16 protein-coding genes are annotated in these 14738 nt (G+C 68.3%); 10 read left to right on the forward strand and 6 right to left on the reverse strand.

The genetic code is table 11. The features are described 5' to 3' along the window. Window positions 1-393 precede the first annotated feature (393 nt). Window positions 394-1518 (reverse strand): aromatic ring-hydroxylating dioxygenase subunit alpha, encoded by a 1125-nt coding sequence (locus HCC78_RS22705; protein WP_172331075.1) that lies wholly within the window; start codon window positions 1516-1518, stop codon window positions 394-396. Between the two features lie 158 nt (window positions 1519-1676). Between HCC78_RS22705 and HCC78_RS22710 the strand changes: the two genes are divergently transcribed. From HCC78_RS22710 to HCC78_RS22725, 4 genes are all read left to right on the forward strand, one after another. Then, a complete protein-coding gene (locus HCC78_RS22710; RefSeq protein ID WP_172331076.1) occupies window positions 1677-2828 on the forward strand; it encodes a peptidoglycan-binding protein in 1152 nt (383 codons plus the stop codon). Between the two features lie 2 nt (window positions 2829-2830). After that, on the forward strand, window positions 2831-3043 hold the full coding sequence (locus HCC78_RS22715; RefSeq protein ID WP_172331077.1) for a hypothetical protein: 213 nt from the start codon (window positions 2831-2833) through the stop codon (window positions 3041-3043). A 60-nt stretch (window positions 3044-3103) separates the two neighbouring features. Further along, on the forward strand, window positions 3104-4465 hold the full coding sequence (gene rimO, locus HCC78_RS22720; protein WP_172331078.1) for a 30S ribosomal protein S12 methylthiotransferase RimO: 1362 nt from the start codon (window positions 3104-3106) through the stop codon (window positions 4463-4465). 156 nt (window positions 4466-4621) lie between these two features. Continuing rightward, window positions 4622-4927: a hypothetical protein gene (locus HCC78_RS22725; protein WP_172331079.1), complete on the forward strand. Its 306-nt coding sequence runs from the start codon at window positions 4622-4624 to the stop codon at window positions 4925-4927. Here the strand turns inward: HCC78_RS22725 and HCC78_RS22730 are convergent. Next, entirely contained in the window at window positions 4881-5624 is a 744-nt protein-coding gene (locus HCC78_RS22730; RefSeq protein ID WP_172331080.1) for a M48 family metallopeptidase, read from the reverse strand. The two genes, HCC78_RS22725 and HCC78_RS22730, sit on opposite strands and share 47 nt — an antisense overlap. Before the next feature lie 108 nt (window positions 5625-5732). Between HCC78_RS22730 and HCC78_RS22735 the strand changes: the two genes are divergently transcribed. Then, window positions 5733-6128, forward strand: coding sequence for a thiol-disulfide oxidoreductase DCC family protein (locus tag HCC78_RS22735; RefSeq protein WP_172331081.1), 396 nt, complete (start codon window positions 5733-5735; stop codon window positions 6126-6128). A gap of 29 nt (window positions 6129-6157) precedes the next feature. After that, window positions 6158-6397, forward strand: coding sequence for a hypothetical protein (locus HCC78_RS22740; RefSeq protein ID WP_172331082.1), 240 nt, complete (start codon window positions 6158-6160; stop codon window positions 6395-6397). Window positions 6398-6399: 2 nt separating this feature from the next. Here HCC78_RS22740 and HCC78_RS22745 read toward each other — a convergent pair whose 3' ends face one another. Then, the gene (locus HCC78_RS22745; protein WP_172331083.1) at window positions 6400-6630 is read right to left on the reverse strand and encodes a DUF167 domain-containing protein; all 231 of its coding nucleotides are present in this window, start codon (window positions 6628-6630) and stop codon (window positions 6400-6402) included. Window positions 6631-6733: 103 nt separating this feature from the next. Between HCC78_RS22745 and HCC78_RS22750 the strand changes: the two genes are divergently transcribed. From HCC78_RS22750 to HCC78_RS22760, 3 genes are all read left to right on the forward strand, one after another. Further along, on the forward strand, window positions 6734-7312 hold the full coding sequence (locus HCC78_RS22750) for a nitroreductase (RefSeq protein ID WP_371743912.1): 579 nt from the start codon (window positions 6734-6736) through the stop codon (window positions 7310-7312). Then, window positions 7309-7995, forward strand: a complete 687-nt coding sequence (locus HCC78_RS22755; RefSeq protein WP_172331084.1) for an EI24 domain-containing protein — start codon at window positions 7309-7311, stop codon at window positions 7993-7995. Before HCC78_RS22750 ends, HCC78_RS22755 begins: the two co-directional genes overlap by 4 nt. A 93-nt stretch (window positions 7996-8088) precedes the next feature. After that, complete coding sequence (locus HCC78_RS22760; protein WP_172331085.1) at window positions 8089-9078, forward strand: glutathione S-transferase family protein; 990 nt, start codon at window positions 8089-8091, stop codon at window positions 9076-9078. On the opposite strand, the gene HCC78_RS22765 is transcribed toward HCC78_RS22760, so the two are convergent. The 3 genes from HCC78_RS22765 to gph form a co-directional block, all read right to left on the reverse strand. Next, window positions 9038-11158 carry a TRAP transporter fused permease subunit gene (locus HCC78_RS22765; protein WP_172331086.1) on the reverse strand — a complete coding sequence of 707 codons (2121 nt, stop codon included), beginning with the start codon at window positions 11156-11158 and terminating at the stop codon, window positions 9038-9040. The genes HCC78_RS22760 and HCC78_RS22765 overlap by 41 nt on opposite strands. Before the next feature lie 58 nt (window positions 11159-11216). Beyond that, window positions 11217-12221 (reverse strand): TAXI family TRAP transporter solute-binding subunit, encoded by a 1005-nt coding sequence (locus tag HCC78_RS22770; protein ID WP_172331087.1) that lies wholly within the window; start codon window positions 12219-12221, stop codon window positions 11217-11219. A 103-nt stretch (window positions 12222-12324) separates the two neighbouring features. Then, window positions 12325-12996, reverse strand: coding sequence for a phosphoglycolate phosphatase (gene gph, locus HCC78_RS22775; RefSeq protein ID WP_172331088.1), 672 nt, complete (start codon window positions 12994-12996; stop codon window positions 12325-12327). A gap of 144 nt (window positions 12997-13140) precedes the next feature. On the opposite strand from gph, the gene HCC78_RS22780 reads away from it, so the two are divergent. Next, window positions 13141-14529: an FAD-linked oxidase C-terminal domain-containing protein gene (locus HCC78_RS22780; RefSeq protein ID WP_172331089.1), complete on the forward strand. Its 1389-nt coding sequence runs from the start codon at window positions 13141-13143 to the stop codon at window positions 14527-14529. Window positions 14530-14738: the final 209 nt, after the last annotated feature.

A 14738-nucleotide genomic window follows, 5' to 3' on the forward strand; every position in this document is an offset into this window, starting at 1 on the left:
ATCTCGCTTATCCTCCTGAACTTACGTCAGAAAGATAGGTGCCCCGAATGCGCGGCCTGCATCAAAATTGAGTCAGAGCCCCCTTTCAGAGCCGACTGACACGCATCGCGCAGCTCGAAGAGCGCGATGCCGGGGTCTTGGGCGATCAGCACCTCAAGGAAAGCCTGATGCGGGGCCAACCTTCCCCCGCCGCACGGCGGTCCCTGAGGAGCGGGTTCCGCCTGGCCCCTTTTCCTCACCTGACGCGCCCAACGCGCGCCCGTCGCAGGCGACACTTTCAGACGCAACCCCGGCGCGGGCCCGCTCAACCCTTCTTCAATCTGCTGCCGAAAACGCGTCCGGCGGGCAGATGGCAAAGGTGCCTGACGTGATTCAGGTTCAAGCCGAAACGCTCTAGCCGGGGATCCGCTCCGAGATCCAGCGGGCGAATTCGTAGTTCGGCCGCTCCAGATGGGACAGCGCGCCCGGGCGGGCGAACCGGCTCTGCAGCCCCTTCCAGACCCGCTCGGTGCAGCCGCGGTCCTCGTCGTTCACCTCGTCGAGCAGCGTCTTCAGCGCCGCGAAATGCGCCTCGGCCTCCGGATCGGCCATGAAATCCGGCGACAGCCCGCCGCCGAACAGGATCTTCACGTGGTCCGGCCCGTCGGGCATCAGCGACAGGTACCAGAAATAGCCGGGCGTCAGCGTGATCAGCAGCGACGGGTAGAGCGCCAGCAGCCAGGTCCGCCGCCGGTCATCGCCCTCGAGCACCGCGTTTGACGGGTGCGCCAGCGCCAGCGGCACGCGCCCGTCCTTCAGGATGTGGTGGTAGTTGAAGCCCGGGAACCCCTCGGGGCAGACCATTTCGGACAGTTTCGAGGCGCCGCCGATCGTGCCGGAATGGCACATCGGCAGGTGGTAGCTCTCCATGAAGTTCTCGGCGAGGATCTTCCAGTTGGTGTTCCAGCGGTGCTCCTCGCGGAAGGTCTCGGTGTAATTCTCCATGCCGAGATAGCCGACCAGCCCGTCGAGCCCGCCCAGAACCTCTTCCGGCGGCGGCAGGCCGGGGTCGAGCGCCAGCAGGATCCAGCCCTTCCATTCCTCTGCCCGGATTTCCGGCAGCCGCGTGTCCGACTTGCAGAAGCTGCCATTGCGCTCCATTGCGGGCGCGCCGCGCAGCGAACCGTCCAGATTGTAGGTCCAGGCGTGGTAGGGGCAGGTGATCGTCCGCACGTTGCCGCGGCCTTCCAGCAGCAGCGACATGCGGTGGCGGCAGACATTCGACATCGCCCGCAGCCGGCCGTCCCCGTCGCGCAGGACGATCAGCGGCTCGCCCGCGATCTCCAGCGTCAGGTAGTCGCCCTGCGCCGCCAGGGCATCGCCGCGTCCCGCGCAGATCCAGCTCTTGGCGAAGATCTCGGACTGCTCCCGCGCGAGGAAATCGGGCGAGGTATAGACTGACACCGGCATGGCTTCGGCCCGCTCGAAGGGCGTGGCGACGTTGCGGGCAAGCTCGGCGGCGGCGGGAATGCTGGTCATGCGGCGCTCCTTGGCAGACAGGGCAGCGATGCTGACCCTGCGTCCGGCTCACCGCAGCGGCAAGACGGTTTTTCCTCGGCAGCGCTTAGGAGTGTCCGAACTTGCCGCTAGGGAATTTCAGCCTTGATATTGCCGGCACTTGCGGCACACTCGGACCCATGAGCTACGCGACGTCACGCACGCGCCGGAAGCTGCAGCGCCACCGCGCCCTCCTGGGGCTCGTTCTCCCGCTGTTGCTCTGCATCCAGCCGGGACAGGCGCAGAGCGGCGCAGGCGCGTCCGGCGCACCGATCGATGCTGCCGCCCCCGTCCCCCGGCCCGTGGCCCCGCAGGCCCTGCCGGTGCGGCTGCAGGCCGAATTGCGGCGGCTCGGATGCTACGGCGGCAAGCTCGACGGGATCTGGGGGCCCAAGAGCCGCAAGGCGCTGGACGAGTTCCTGCGCCGCACCGGCGCGCCCGAAGCCGAGGGCGCGCTGACCGAAAGCCTCTACGAACAGCTGCAGGCCTCCGCCGCGCCTGCCTGCGGGCCCGATGCCCCGGCAACGCAGGCCTCCTCCGGCGGGACGCCGCAGATGTCCTGGCAGGGCGGCATCCCGCCGGGCACCGCCGCCACGATCCCCGAGCTCGGCATCCGCCTGCCGGAATGGTCGGCGCCCCGCTCGGTCAGCCCCTGCGCGCCCTACGGATCGGGCTGCGGCAGGCTGCTGCCCACCCGCTCCTTCCTCGGCCCGCACGAGACCCCGCCCGAGGGGTACGGCGGCTACGGCGTGCTGGCCTTCAAGTCGCTGGCGACGGAATTCGACATCGACCGGCTGCGGATGATCTGCCAGGCGTTCTTCGCCTCGCTGCCCGATGCCGGCAGCACACGGCTGCCGCCGTCGCGCCAGTTCCTGACGGTCTGGCCGGTCGAAAGCACCGAGGTCAGCCAGATGCTCAATGGCAGCCCGGACATGAGCATCGACGAGAAATGCACCCAGGGGTTGCTGCATTACGACCTGATCGGCAGCGCGCTGGCCATCGACGCCGCGCAGAGGGCCGGGTTCCGCGACAGCGGGATCGGCCCCTACCTGATCGCCTGGTCGCCCTCCGACACCTTCGGGCGCAACGACGTCATCGTGCTGCGGCTCGACCTGTCGCGCGTCACCACCTACGACCAGGCCCGCGCCATCATGGAGGACTGGAAGCACAAGGTCGAACAGGACCCCGCCACGCTGTCCGGAGGCTTCAAGCTGGAGCGGGTCCGCACCCTGCTGCGCCAATGGGCGGATTCCTACGGGCCGGGCTTCCTCGTCGCGATCGGATTGGAATAGCCATGGCAGGCCTGTTCAAGCTCGGCTTCGGCGGCGTCCTCGGGATAATCTGCGGGATCCTGCTGACCACCTGGGTCGGCCCGACCACCGCCGGGGGCCAGACCTTCCTGACGGTGGTCACCGCGCTGCTGGTCTGGCTGGTGGTGGCCGCGGTACAGAACATCGCCGCCCGCCTGCGCAAGCCCGGCGCCGGACCCGACGGCGGCGACAGCTAGGGCGGCGGCAGATGCGCAGCCGTCTTTCCTTGGCGCCCTGCGTCGGCTAGACGCAGCATCATGTCCCAGAATCCTCCGAATCTCCGCCCGGATCTCGCGCCGAAAGGCCGGTTCGACGAGCCCGCCCGCCCCGGCCAGCCGACCATCGGCATGGTCTCCCTCGGCTGCCCCAAGGCGCTGGTCGACAGCGAACGCATCCTGACGCGCCTGCGCGCCGAAGGCTACGCGATCTCGCCCGACTACCAGGGCGCGGAGGCGGTGATCGTCAACACCTGCGGCTTCCTCGACAGCGCCAAGGCGGAAAGCCTGGAAGCGATCGGCGAAGCGCTGCGCGAGAACGGCAAGGTAATCGTCACCGGCTGCCTCGGCGCGGAACCCGAATACATCACCGGCGTGCATCCCAAGGTGCTGGCCGTGACCGGGCCGCATCAGTACGAGCAGGTGCTGGACGCCGTGCACGGCGCGGTGCCGCCCGCGCCAGATCCCTTCATCGACCTGCTGCCCGCCAGCGGGGTCAGCCTGACGCCGCGGCATTACAGCTACCTGAAGATTTCCGAGGGCTGCAACCACAAGTGCAAGTTCTGCATCATTCCCGACATGCGGGGGCGGCTAGCGTCGCGGCCGCACAAGGCGGTGATGCGCGAGGCCGAGAAGCTGGTCGAGGCAGGCGTGCGCGAGCTGCTGGTGATCAGCCAGGACACCTCGGCCTACGGCACCGACTGGGCCGACCGGCCGTCCAAGGCGCCGATCCTCGATCTGGCGCGCGACCTGGGCACGCTCGGGGCATGGGTGCGGATGCATTACGTCTATCCCTATCCGCATGTCCGCGAGCTGGTGCCGATGATGGCCGAAGGCGGCATCCTGCCCTATCTGGACATCCCGTTCCAGCACGCCCACCCGGACACGCTGAAGCGCATGGCACGGCCCGCCGCGGCCTCGAAGACGCTCGAGGAAATTGCCGCCTGGCGCGCCGCCTGCCCCGACCTGGTTCTGCGCTCCACCTTCATCGTCGGCTATCCGGGCGAGACCGAGGACGAATTCCAGCACCTGCTGGACTGGATGGACGAGGCGCAGCTCGATCGCGTGGGCTGCTTCCAGTACGAGAACGTCAAGGGCGCCCGCGCCAACGACCTGCCGGACCACGTGCCGGACGAGGTCAAGCAGGAGCGCTGGGACCGCTTCATGGAGAAGGCGCAGGCGATCTCCGAGGCGAAGCTGGAGGCCAAGGTCGGCAAGGTCCTCCAGGTCATCGTCGACGAGGTGGACAGCGAGGCCGCGACCTGCCGCACCATGGCCGACGCGCCGGAGATCGACGGAAACCTGTTCATCGACGAGGGCTTCGAGGACCTGAAGCCCGGCGACATCGTCGCGGTCGAGGTGGACGAGGCCGGGGAATACGACCTCTGGGGCCGCCTCGCCTGATCCCGGCCCGGCCCGGCGCGCCCGGGTCGGGTATTCCGCAGTCTGTGCGAATTGGCACGGAATCCAGACTTTCCCCTAGGTAACGTTCCGCCCAGCATCGGCGCATGCGTGGGGCGTCCCGCCATGCCGGCCACAAGAGGGGGGGACCGGATGGACATGCTGGAACGTGCAGGAGCGGCGGAGCTTCTGGGGGTCGCGGGCTTCGCGCTCTACGCGCTGGCCTATGTCTGGATCAGCATCGGCCGGGTCACCGGCGACAGCCCCCTGTTCTACGCGCTCAACGGACTCGCCGCGCTGGCCGTGCTGGCCAGCCTGACGATGGATTTCAACCTCGGCTCGGTGATGATCCAGATCTTCTACCTGGCCGTCAGCCTCGCCGGGCTGTGGTCCCGGCTGAGGCAGCGGCGCGGCCGGCCTACTGCTGCCGCTCCAGCCGCGCCATCGTATCTTTCACCTCCTTGATCCGCTCGGCATTCGGCGGATGTGTGCCCAGGAACTGGTCGCCCGGGTCGCGGGCGCGGGTAAAATAGCCGATCCCCACCACCGGGTCGTAGCCCGCATAATAGGCGATCTGGGCGCCGAGGCTGTCGGCCTCCAGCTCGTAATCCTTGGAATAGGCGCGCGACCCGGCAAAGGCGCCGATCTGCTGCGCATTGGCGATCACCGCCGAATTCCCGCCCAGCGCCGCCGCGGCAAGACCGGCCGCGATGGCCGCCGCCTCGGTGCTGCTCTGCTGGCGCGGGATGTGGTCCTCGATGTGGTGCGCCGCCTCGTGCGAGATCACGAAGGCGATCTCGTCGGCATTCTTCAGGTCGTCGATCAGCGTCTGGTTCACCACCAGCATCGGCTGGCCGCTGTCCAGCAGCGTCTGGTAGGCGTTGGCGGGCTTCGAGGGATCGCGGTCCAGCACGATGCGGTAGTCGCAGTTGCGCGTGCCCGGCGTCGAGCGGCAGACCTGCTCGGCCACCGGCTCCACCCGGGCGACGATCGTGGCGAAATTCTTGGTGGCAGGCGCCGGGGCCGGTGTCCCCGATTCCGTCTTGGCCTGCGGCACCCGCGTGCTGCCGGACGACTGCGGCGCGACCGCGACGGTGCAGCCCTGGACGGCCACCACCGCGCCGAGCAGCATTGACAGGACCGCCGATCTTCCCAGGCTCATGCATGTCTCCTCAACCAGCCATCGCAATATCTAGCGGCGCGCCCGCGCCCAGACAAGCCGCGCTCCGCTCATGGTTGATCCATCGGCGGGAATGTCTAGTCTGGCGCCATGTCCGGGCATTCCGACCCCGCAACCGTGATCTACAACGGCGATTGCCCGGCCTGCGCCGCCGGGATCGGACTGCATGCCCGCGCCGCCCGCACCGGGGCCCTCCCCATCCGCTTCGAGGACCTCAATGCCTGCGACCTGGCCCGGCTGGGGCTGGACGAGGACCGCGCCGCGCGGCAGATCCACGTGCTGAAGGACGGCGTGCTGCTGGAGGGCGTGCCCGCGCTGGCCGCGCTCTGGTCCCAGCTGCCCGGCTGGCGCTGGCTCGGCCGGGCCGTGCTGCGGCCGGCGCTGCGGCAGGCGGCGGAGCTGCTCTATGGCCGCGTCATCGCGCCCACCGTCTACCGCCGCCACCTGCGCCGCAAGCGGCTGGCCAGCGGGACCGGCGCGCGCTAGCCTGAACGGGTCAAACCGGAGGCTTTCCCATGTTCACCATCGAGCACGATTTCGACGCCACCGTGGTCACCCTCGTCGACGAGGGCCAGACGCACCTGCAGGAAGACGTCATCGTCAGCGCGCTCGACGATTGCGTGACCATTTCCCAGTACGATCCGGTGCGCCGGCAGGAGAACCTGATCACGCTGTCCATGGCGCAGATCTCCGATCTGCGGGCCGCGCTCGACCTGCCCGAGGGCATGTACCGCATCGTCGAGAAGAAGAAATAGCCTCAGACCCGCTGGAAGGTCTTCTCGCGGCTCTTCTCGCCCCGGATCAGCTTCAGCGCGGTCTTGGGCAGGCCCAGATGCTTGGCCAGGGCCTTCTGGACCTCGGCATTGGCCCTGCCGTTCTCGGGCGCGACGGTGACATAGACATGCAGCCCCCCTTCCGCGCCTTCGGCGATCCGGGCGCGGGAGGCCTTGGGCGTGACCTTGACGGTGATCGTGTCGCCTGTCTCCATGGCTCCCTCCTGCCCTGCCGCACCTCGCCGCGCAAGCCCCGCCCGCCCTTGACCCCGGCGGGCAAAGCGCCGACCTAGTGCGCAAAGATCAAGGAGACCCGATGTGAATGCCGCACGCCCCGACGTTCTCGACTTCCTGCTGACCCGGCGTTCGCGCCCGTCGAAGACCCTGACCCTTCCGGTCCCGACCCCCGACGAGCTGGGTCCGATGCTGACCGCCGCGTCGCGCGTGCCGGACCACGGCGCGCTGGAGCCGTTCCGCTTCATCGTCCTCGAGCGGCCCGCGCTGGAGCGCATCTCCGGGCTGATCGAGGCCACCGGCGCGCGCATGGGCAAGACGCCCGAGGAGATCGCCAAGCAGAAGCTGGTCTATGACGCCGGGAATTTCGCCGTCGCGGTGATCTTCGTGCCGAAGGAAAGCCCGAAGATCCCGCTGGTCGAGCAGCAATACACCGCGGGCGCGGTCTGCCTCGGCCTGCTGAACGCGGCGCTGGCGATCGGCTGGGGGGCGAACTGGCTGTCGGGCTGGTCGAGCCATGACGCACAGTTCCGCAAGGAGGCCTATGACCTGGCCGAGGACGAGCGGATCGCCGGGATCGTGCATATCGGCACCGAGACCGCCACGCCGCCCGACCGCCATCGCCCGGACGTGAATGCCATCACCACATGGGTGAAGGCATGATCCGCGACATTTCCCGCGCGCTCGGCCAGATCGGCGATCCGCGCTTCCGCAAGGTGCTGTTCCTCGGCCTCGGCATCACCGTCGGGCTGCTGTTCCTGTTCTACGTCGCCACCGCCTGGATCGTCGCCTGGGCGGTGCCGGACACGGTGACCCTCCCCTGGATCGGCCAGATCGGCTGGATCAACGACATCGCCTCGGGCGCCTCGGTGCTGGGCGCGATGTTCCTGTCGAGCTTCCTGATGATGCCGGTCGCCTCGGCCTTCACCGGCATGTTCCTCGACCAGGTCGCGGATGCGGTGGAGCTGAAGCACTATCCCCACCTGCCCGATGTCCGCCCCACCCCGTTCCTGGACACGCTGGGCGACACGTTCAGCTTCCTCGGCGTGATGATCCTGGCCAACATCGCGGCCTTCATTCTATACCTGTTCTTCATCCCCTTCGCGCCGTTCATCTTCTGGGCGCTGAACGGCTTCCTCCTGGGCCGGGAATATTTCCAGCTGGTCGCGATGCGGCGGCTGGGGGCGGCCGGGGCGAAGCAGATGCGCAGGAAATACGCGGGCCAGATCTGGATCCTCGGCGGGCTGATGGCGATTCCGCTGACCGTGCCGCTGCTGAACCTGATCGTGCCGATCATCGGCGCGGCCGCCTTCACCCATTTCTACCACCGCCTGGCCAAGGACTGAGCAGCACGCACAGGCCCTGTGCACGGGCAGAGGTGGAACCATCGCGCAGAACCGCCATTTTCCACTCATGGGAGAATCGGAAAGGACAGCGCAATGGGACTGCTCGTGGACGGGGTCTGGAAGGACCAATGGTACGACACCGGAAAGACCGGCGGGAAGTTCGAACGCTCGGAAGCTCAGTTCCGCAACTGGATCACGCCCGACGGCGCGGCCGGCCCGTCCGGCAAGCCAGGCTTCGAGGCGGAGCCGGGCCGCTACCATCTCTATGTTGCCTATGCCTGCCCCTGGGCCCACCGCACGCTGATCTTCCGCGCGCTGAAGGGGCTGGAGGACATGATCTCCGTCTCCTACGTGAACTGGTTCATGGGCGACCACGGCTGGACCTTCGATGATCCGGGCGACGGCATCCCCGGGGACGGCCTCTTCGGCTTCGACTATGCCTACCAGATCTACCTTAAGGCCGACCCGCAGTATTCCGGCCGGGTGACCGTGCCGATCCTCTGGGACAAGAAGCGGAACACCATCGTCTCGAACGAGAGCGCCGAGATCATCCGGATGTTCAACTCCGCCTTCGACGGGGCGGGCGCGGCAAGGGGCGACTACTACCCCTCCTGCCTCGCCGAGCAGATCGACGCGCTGAACGCGCGCATCTACGACACGGTCAACAACGGCGTCTACAAATGCGGCTTCGCCACCACGCAGGAGGCCTATGACGCAGCGGTCGACCCGCTCTTCGAGACGCTCGACTGGCTGGAGGAGCGGCTGTCGACCCGCCGCTACCTGACGGGATCGAAGGTGACCGAGGCCGACTGGCGGCTGTTCACCACGCTGCTGCGCTTCGACCCCGTCTATCACGGCCATTTCAAATGCGACCGCCGCCGGATCGCCGACTACCCCAACCTATGGGGCTACACGCGCGAGCTCTACCAGTGGCCGGGCATCGCGGAGACGGTCAACATGGACCACACGCGGCGGCACTACTACATCAGCCACGAGACGGTGAACCCGCACCGCATCCTCTCGACCGGCCCCGAGATCGACTTCAATGCGCCCCATGGCCGGGAGCAGGTGAAGGCGGCGTGAGCCCGCCCCGCCGCGTCCAGACCGTCAGGGCGACCACCCCGGCCGCCCCGGCAGCATGCCACAGGATCGGCAGCGGCCAGAGGCAGAGCAGCCCCAGCGCCCCGGAGACGATCCTGAGCGGCCAGCGGATCGGGCTTTCCAGCCCGCCCTGCAGGAAGCCGACCAGCCCGTAGAGGCCGAAGACCGCGAAGACCGCCACCCGGACCATCTCGCCCCAGTCGCCGGACAGCAGCGGCGTGTAGGCGAAGAGCACCGGCACGATATAGAGCCCCTTGGCCAGCTTCCAGCTGGCGAAGCCCGTGCCCATCGCGGGCGCCTTGGCGATGGCCGCGGCGGTGAAGGCCGCCAGCGCCACCGGCGGGGTGACGTTGCTGTCCTGGCTGAGCCAGAAGATGATCATGTGCGCCGAGAGAAGTCCGGCCAGGGCCACCTCGGGCGGCACCACCATGTCGCGCAGGGGGGCTGCGATCTCCAGCGGCAGCGAATGCACCAGATCGGCCGCCTCGGCGCGGGTGAGGCCTTGGGCGAGCTGCATCATCGCCTCGGGATTGGCGAGCATCAGGATCGGCTTGGCCGCCTCGGGCAGCGCGCCGCTGGCGATGGCGTCGATCACGAAGCGGTCGGAGATCATTCCGGCCAGTGCCGGCGCCGAGAGCGTCGCCAGCACGATATAGGCCGCCGTCACCGGCAGCCCCATGCCGAGCACGAGGCTCGCCAGCCCGATCAGGATGATGGCGACGATGATGTTGCCGCCCGCCCAGCCCGCGATCATCAGGCTGAAGGTATTGCCGACGCCTGCAGTGGTGATGACGTTGACCACCAGCCCGACCGAACACAGCAGCACGGCGGTCATCACCATGCCGCGGGTGCCCTGGACCAGCGCCTCCCACACGGCCTTCGGACCCATCGGCGTGCGGGTGAGCCAGCTCGAGGCGACCACCGCGATGATGCCGAAGACGGCGGCGTAGGTTGGCGTGAAGCCCGCGACCAGCATGCCGATCAGCAGCGCAATCGGGATCACGAAGCTGGCGCCGCCCTGGCGGAAGGCCGAGCCCAGCGTCTGTCCGTCCGAGGGCAGCGGCGGCAGGTTCAGGCGCCGCGCCTCCACCCGGATGAACAGCGCGACCGACAGGAAATAGAGCAGTGCCGGCAGCGCGGCGACTGCCACGATGTGCTCGTAGGGGATCTGGGTGAAGCTTGCCATCACGAAGGCTCCCGCCCCCATGATCGGCGGCATCAGCTGCCCACCGGTGGAGGCCGCGGCCTCCACGCCGCCCGCGAATTTCGGCTCGAAGCCCGCGCGCTTCATCAGCGGAATCGTGATCACGCCGGTAGAGGCGGTGTTGGCGATGGCGGACCCGCTGATCGTGCCGGTCAGGCCGGAGGCAATCACCGCGACGATGCCCGGACCGCCGGTCATCTTGCCCGCCACCGCGCGGGCGAGGTTGATGACGAATTCGCCCGCCCCCGAGCGTATCAGGAAGGCGCCGAACAGGATGAAGAGGAAGACATAGGTCGAGGAAATCCGCGCGATCGAGCCGAACATCGCGTCATCGCCGAAGACCGACCTGAAGGCGACGGTTTCCAGGCTGAGCCCGGGAAAGGAGAAGACCCCGCCTATCCACTGCCCCCAGGCCAGCACGTAGCTGAGCGAGAGCACGATCAGGGTCGGGATGATCAGGCCGGTGAGCCGCCGGGTCAGCTCCACCGCCGCGTAGACGCAGATCGCGATGGACAGCCAGTCGAGCAGCTCCAGCTTGACGCCGCGGGCATAGATCGCGTCCTCGGCCAGGACGAGATGCACCGCCGCCGCTGCCGTCGCGAGGCCGAAGAGGAAATCGACGATCCGCCAGAACCGCGGCTTGCCCAGCGGCGCCACCGCGGGCTTCAGCACCGCGGCAAGGAAGGCGAAGCCCGCGAAGTGATAGGCGTTGCGCGCGAATTCGGAGATGACCGGATCGAAGGCCACGTAGATATGGCCCAGGGCGATCAGGACGCAGAGGATGGACAGCGCCGCCTCGACCGGCGCGGAGAACCGCCGCCAGCTCGGATCGGGGCCGCCCGCTTCGGGATCGGACATGGGACTGCTTCCGGCTAGGGCTGGGGACGGCCCGCCCTTGCCGGACGGGCCGCCGGGATCACTTGGCGATCAGGCGGTCGGGAATGTTCACGCCGACTTCCTGGTAGTATTTCGCCGCGCCCGGATGCAGCGGCAGCGGCAGGCCCGCGATCGCCTGTTCCAGCGCCATCGCCTTGGTCGCCGGGTGGATCGCCTGCAGGAAGGGCAGGTTCTCGTAGATCGCCTTGGTGATGAGATAGACGTTTTCCTCGGGCAGCTCGGCCGTGGTCGCCAGGAAGTTCGGCTGCGCGATGGTGGTCACGTCATGGTCGAGCCCGGGATAGGTGCCCGCCTTAACGGTGAAGGGCGTCCACAGCTCCTTGCCGCCATCGGCCGCCTTCAGCTCGTCCGGGGTGAATTCCAGCAGCGTGACCTTGTCGCCCATCGAGGCGAAGAGCTGGCTGATCGCGCCGGTCGGGACGCCGGCCGGGGTGCTGATCCCCTTGACCTGGCCGTTCTGCAGCGCCTCGGCCGCCGGGCCGTAGCCACCGTAGACCAGATTGTACTCGCTGTCGATGTCGACGCCGAGACCGGCCAGCAGCGTGCGGTTCGAGCCGATCGTGCCCGAGTTCTGCGCGCCCAGCGCGACGGACTCGCCCTTGAGCGCCGCGAAATCCGCCATCGTGCCTGTTGCGGCGACGTCGGAGGCGACGACGAACTGCTCCACGTTCTGCCACAGCATCGACACCGAGCGCAGGTTCGCCTGCGGGCCGATTTCCTCCATGGGGCCGGTGCCCGAGGCGGCGTAATAGCCGTAGAGGCCCTGCAGGATGGCGAATTCCGCCTCGCCCTCGCGCAGCAGCCGCACGTTCTCGGCGGAGCCGGCCGAGCTGATCGCCGACATGCCGATCTTCTCGGCCGGCTCCAGCTTCACCTTGATCAGCGTCGAAAGCGCCACCCCCACCGGATAGTAGGTGCCGCCCGTGGAGGCCGTGGCAAGGATGTAGCTGGCCTCCTCCGCGGCTGCGGGGACAGCGGCAAAGGCCGCGGCGGCCGCGAAAGCGGCGCTGCGCAGAAACGTCATGGTTGATCTCCCTCTCCCGGCCCTCTCCTCAGGGGCCCTTGCAGGGGAGCCTAGAGCGCAAGTCGGCAGGGCTCAACGGTTAATCCCGCGCCCTGCCCCAGGGTCAGACCAGCCGGGTCGACGAGACCAGCGGTTCCACCAGCGCGGGCAGGCTGTCGAAGCGGTCGAACATCACCTGGTGCGGGATCTGGAAGACCGGCGACTTGCGGTAGCCTTCCGTGAACAGGATGAAGGGCAGGTCCGCGCGCCCGGCTGTCTCGCTGTCGACCTCGCTGTCGCCGACGAAGACGGTGGCGGAGGCCTTCAGCGCATCCATCGCCGAGAGCACCCCGGTCGGGTCGGGCTTCTTCTCGGGGAAGCTGTCGCCGCCGATCACCACCGGGAAGAAGTGCGACAGGCCGAGATCGGAAAGGATCTCGCGCGCCGGAACCTCGGGCTTGTTGGTCACGACGCCCAGCCCGTAGCCCATGGTCTGGAACCGCGCCAGCGCGTCTGCCACCCCCGGATAGGGCCGGGTCAGGTCGGTGGAATGGGCGTTGTAATGCGCCATGAAGGCCTCGGTCAGGCGCGGATGGTCCGCCATGTTCAGGCCGGTCACGCCGATGATGCGCTCCACCAGCTTCGGCACGCCGTTGCCGATGAAGCTGCGGATGATCTCGAAGGCAAGCGCTTCGCGGCCCTCGTCCGCAAGCATCCGGTTGGCGGCGGCATGGAGGTCGGGCGCGCTGTCGATGAGGGTTCCGTCGAGATCGAACAGGACGGCGGCACTGGTCATGGGACTCTCCCTTTGCGTTGGGGTGCAAATGGCGCTTCCGCGCGCCCGGCGCAAGGTGAGGACCGGTCGCAGGCGGCGGGGCACTGGCAGAAAGTCAGGCTTTCCCGTATGTCCGCGCGGGTGACGGCAGGAAAGGATCTGGCCATGTTCATGACTCGCAACGAAGACGGCATCACCGCGGCCGTCGGGGCCCTGCAGGCGCTTCTGGGCAAGCGGCTGGCGACCGGGCTGTCCCACCGCGAGCAGCATGGCCACACCACCACCTGGCTGGAGAACCAGATCCCCGATGCGGTCGCCTTCGCGCAGAGCACCGCGGAAGTTCAAGAGATCGTGAGGATCTGCGCCGCGCACCGTGTCCCGGTCATCCCCTTCGGCACCGGCACCTCCCTGGAAGGCCATGTCAACGCGCCGATGGGCGGCATCTCGGTCGATGTCTCGGGCATGGACAAGGTTCTGTCGCTGCGCCCGGAGGACATGGATGTCACCGTCCAGCCCGGCGTCACCCGCGAACAGCTCAACACCGAGCTGCGCGCCACCGGCCTGTTCTTCCCGGTGGACCCGGGCGCGAATGCCTCGCTCGGCGGCATGGCCTCGACGCGTGCCTCCGGCACCACGGCCGTGCGCTACGGCACGATGCGCGACCGGGTGCTGTCGCTGGAGGCGGTGCTGCCCTCGGGCGAGGTCGTCCGCACCGCGTCGCGGGCGCGGAAATCTTCGGCCGGCTACGACCTGACCCGGCTGATGGTCGGCGCCGAAGGCACGCTGGGCATCATCACCGAGCTGACCCTGCGCCTCGCGCCGCAGCCCGAGGCCGTCTCGGGCGCGATTGCCAGCTTCCCCGGCATCGATGCCGCCTGCCAGACCGCGCAGGAAGTGATCCAGCTCGCCCTGCCGGTCGCGCGGATGGAGTTCCTCGACGAGGCTGCGGTGGGCTACGTCAACCGCAGCCACGATGTCGGCCTGCCCGACGCGCCGCTGCTGCTGCTGGAATTCCACGGCTCACCGGGCAGCCTGGCCGAGCAGACCGAGGCCTTCGCCGAGCTTGCCCGCGACAACGGCGCGACCGAAGTCGCCTGGAGCACCGACCCCGAGGAGCGCAGCCGCCTATGGCGCGCCCGCCACGATTTCTACCTGGCCGCCCTGGGGCTCTTCCCCGGGCGCGTCGGCTTCTCGACGGATGTCTGCGTGCCGGTCTCGCATCTCGCCGAATGCGTGACGGCATCGCGGGCCAGGCTGGACGAGCTGGGGCTGATCGGCACCAATATCGGCCATGTCGGCGACGGCAACTTCCACACGCTGGTCTTCGTCGATCCGCAGGATCCGGAGAACCGCGCCCGCGCCGAGGAGTATGTCGGCTGGCTCAACGACCTTGCCATCGCCCATGACGGCACCTGCACCGGCGAGCACGGCATCGGCCAGGGCAAGATGAAGTACCTCGGCAAGGAACTGGGCGACGGCGCGCTCGCCATGATGCGCGCGGTCAAGCAGGGGATCGACCCGCTGAACATCATGAACCCGGGCAAGATCTTCTGAACGGTGCACGGCAGGCAGGCGAGCCCATTTTTTGACCACATGGTAAAATTTTTCCGGAAGCGCCGCCGCGGCGCCCCCGGCACCCCGCCGGCCATGGCCATGTCGGGCGGAAAGATGGCGCCATATTGTTGAAAACCATAGGTTAACGTCGTCCCTCCGGCCCCGGGACCGCACCGGCCACGGCATCCCGGAGCCCCGGAACGGGCGGC

It is taken from the genome of Mangrovicoccus sp. HB161399, from assembly GCF_013184745.1.
GTDB lineage: Bacteria > Pseudomonadota > Alphaproteobacteria > Rhodobacterales > Rhodobacteraceae > Mangrovicoccus.

Excerpts from the sequence above, each read along its gene's own strand:
- HCC78_RS22705 (WP_172331075.1), bottom strand. The coding sequence starts at position 1,518 with ATGACCAGCATTCCCGCCGCCGCCGAGCTTGCCCGCAACGTCGCCACG.
- HCC78_RS22710 (WP_172331076.1), top strand. The coding sequence starts at position 1,677 with ATGAGCTACGCGACGTCACGCACGCGCCGGAAGCTGCAGCGCCACCGC.
- HCC78_RS22715 (WP_172331077.1), top strand. The coding sequence starts at position 2,831 with ATGGCAGGCCTGTTCAAGCTCGGCTTCGGCGGCGTCCTCGGGATAATC.
- rimO (WP_172331078.1), top strand. The coding sequence starts at position 3,104 with ATGTCCCAGAATCCTCCGAATCTCCGCCCGGATCTCGCGCCGAAAGGC.
- HCC78_RS22725 (WP_172331079.1), top strand. The coding sequence starts at position 4,622 with ATGCTGGAACGTGCAGGAGCGGCGGAGCTTCTGGGGGTCGCGGGCTTC.
- HCC78_RS22730 (WP_172331080.1), bottom strand. The coding sequence starts at position 5,624 with ATGAGCCTGGGAAGATCGGCGGTCCTGTCAATGCTGCTCGGCGCGGTG.
- HCC78_RS22735 (WP_172331081.1), top strand. The coding sequence starts at position 5,733 with ATGTCCGGGCATTCCGACCCCGCAACCGTGATCTACAACGGCGATTGC.
- HCC78_RS22740 (WP_172331082.1), top strand. The coding sequence starts at position 6,158 with ATGTTCACCATCGAGCACGATTTCGACGCCACCGTGGTCACCCTCGTC.
- HCC78_RS22745 (WP_172331083.1), bottom strand. The coding sequence starts at position 6,630 with ATGGAGACAGGCGACACGATCACCGTCAAGGTCACGCCCAAGGCCTCC.
- HCC78_RS22755 (WP_172331084.1), top strand. The coding sequence starts at position 7,309 with ATGATCCGCGACATTTCCCGCGCGCTCGGCCAGATCGGCGATCCGCGC.
- HCC78_RS22760 (WP_172331085.1), top strand. The coding sequence starts at position 8,089 with ATGGGACTGCTCGTGGACGGGGTCTGGAAGGACCAATGGTACGACACC.
- HCC78_RS22765 (WP_172331086.1), bottom strand. The coding sequence starts at position 11,158 with ATGTCCGATCCCGAAGCGGGCGGCCCCGATCCGAGCTGGCGGCGGTTC.
- HCC78_RS22770 (WP_172331087.1), bottom strand. The coding sequence starts at position 12,221 with ATGACGTTTCTGCGCAGCGCCGCTTTCGCGGCCGCCGCGGCCTTTGCC.
- gph (WP_172331088.1), bottom strand. The coding sequence starts at position 12,996 with ATGACCAGTGCCGCCGTCCTGTTCGATCTCGACGGAACCCTCATCGAC.
- HCC78_RS22780 (WP_172331089.1), top strand. The coding sequence starts at position 13,141 with ATGTTCATGACTCGCAACGAAGACGGCATCACCGCGGCCGTCGGGGCC.